The sequence below is a fragment of the Streptomyces nanshensis genome (genome assembly GCF_001751255.1).
Taxonomy (GTDB): domain Bacteria; phylum Actinomycetota; class Actinomycetes; order Streptomycetales; family Streptomycetaceae; genus Streptomyces; species Streptomyces nanshensis_A.
The window spans coordinates 1-2,051 of sequence record NZ_LJGW01000581.1 but is presented as its reverse complement, the minus strand read 5'-3'; the positions used below and the strand labels follow the sequence as shown (position 1 = coordinate 2,051).

The following is a 2,051-nucleotide window of genomic DNA, read 5'->3' as shown; positions in this document are numbered from 1 at the left end:
CGCTCCTCGCAGTCCGCCGCCGACTCCTCGCGCACGGGCGCCGGTTCGGCCGTCACCCCCGCCGACACGGCCGACGCCGCACGCCTCGTCTCCTTCGGACTGCACCCCAAGCTGCTGCCGGCGCGCGACGCCGAATACGCGGCCCTGCTGCGGCGTTACCGCGACGAGCCCGCCTTCGCCCGCCTCGCCGACGCCGTCGCCACCGGCCTCGGCCTGGTCGTCCTGGAGGTCTCCAGCCGCGCGGGCATGGCGCTCGCCGCGGGCGAGGACTCCGCCTTCGCCGTCCGCATGGGCGACTACGCACGCCGTGCCGCCGCGGACTCCGCCGACCGCTTTCTGCACGGGCTGGCCCATCTGGCCGTGGCCGCCATGGCCTTCCCCCGTCCCGAAGACCTCGCCGACGACGCCTACATCGGCCGTGTCTCGGTCAACGGAGTCGACTCCTTCGTACGGCAGGCCTGCCGCCGTCTCGCGGAACGCGCCGAGGAGGCGGGGGAGAACTCCGACCCGGCCACCGAGGCCCCCGGACTGGAGGCCTCCTGGCGGGTCTACGCACGGCGCAGCGCCGCCGGTGCCACCAAGGACGCCCGCCGGCTCGCCGGTTCGACCACCGGCATCATCGCGAAGGCCGTGGCGTTCCTCGCGGACTCCGGCTTTCTGCACCGCATGAGCGACGAGGCGGGCGGCACCTACCGGACCACCCCGCGCTATCAGCTCCAGGTCCGTGACATGGCGGGCACCGCCGCCATGACGGAGCTGCTGGAGCTGGGCGTGGTGCCCGTCAGCGACGGGAGCGCGACGCTGCTTCCGGCCGCCGGGGAGGAGGAGTTGGAGATCGCGGGAGACGCGGCGCTCCCCTTCCACGCCTCCTGACCCGTCCCCGAAGAGCCGTCCGTCCGCCCCGTACCGCTGCCCGTCCGCCCGTCCGCCCGCCGCGGAGCCCGGCTCCGCCTCCGTCGCCGCCCGTCGACCCCGCCCGTCGCCCCCGTCCGGCGATTCCCGACCACGATTCCGAGAGCCCCGCCATGTACGAGCTGTCCCGTATCCGCCTCTACTCCATCGGCCCCGCCGGTGCGCGCTACGCCGACACCGTGCTGGACCTGCGTGGAGTCGGCGGCCCGGTGCCCAGCCCCGCGCCCGCCCAGGCCGACTTCTTCGAGGACGAACCGGCCGGACCGCCCCGCCGCCCGGCCCCCGCGGGCGTGCTCTTCCTGGAGAACGGCGGCGGCAAGTCCGTCCTGCTGAAGCTGATCTTCTCCGTGATGCTGCCGGGACACCGCAACACCCTGGGCGGCGCCAGCTCCGGCGTCCTGCGCAAGTTCCTCCTCGCCGACGACTGCGGGCATGTGGCCCTGGAGTGGCAGCACACCCGCACCGGCGAGACGGTCGTCGTCGGCAAGGTCAGCGAGTGGCGCGGACGCCAAGTCTCCAGCGACCCGAGGAAGTTCGCCGAGGCGTGGTACTCCTTCCGGCCCGGCCCCGGCATGAGCCTGGACTCGCTGCCCGTCGCCGAGTCCTCGGCCCTGCGCCCCGCCTCCGAGGGCGCCTCGACGGCGCGCGGCAGACGCCGCACCATGAAGGGCTTCCGGGACGTCCTGACGGAGACCGGCAAGGCGTACCCGAACCTCGACGTGACCTGGGAGGAGGTGCACGAGCGCTGGACGGAACGCCTCACCGGCCTCGGCCTCGACCCCGAACTCTTCCGCTACCAGCGGGAGATGAACGCCGACGAGGGCGAGGCGGCCGGCCTCTTCGCCGTCAAGAACGACTCGGACTTCACCGACCTGCTGCTGCGCGCCGTCACCGACACCCGCGACACCGACGGACTCGCCGACCTCGTCCACGGCTTCGCCCACAAGCTGGGCCGCCGCAGCGAACTGACCGCCGAACGCGACTTCACCGCCGGGTCCCTGGACCTGCTGCGCCGCATCGCCGAGCGCGCACGGGAGCGCGACCACGCCCGCGACATCCACGCCGCCGCGGAGGAGCGCGCCCGTGGCCTGGTGCGCCGGCTGGCCGCCCGCGGCAGCGCCGAACGCAGCCACAGCGCG

General features: G+C 74.4%; 1 protein-coding gene and 1 pseudogene. Both read left to right on the top strand.

Annotation, left to right across the window (positions count from 1 at the left end; all coding sequences use genetic code 11):
• Window positions 1-873 (top strand): hypothetical protein (locus AN218_RS29915; protein WP_070020188.1); only part of this gene is annotated, 873 nt, incomplete at its 5' end.
• Window positions 874-1,025: 152 nt separating this feature from the next.
• A pseudogene (locus tag AN218_RS29910) lies at window positions 1,026-2,051 on the top strand (hypothetical protein); the annotation flags it as partial.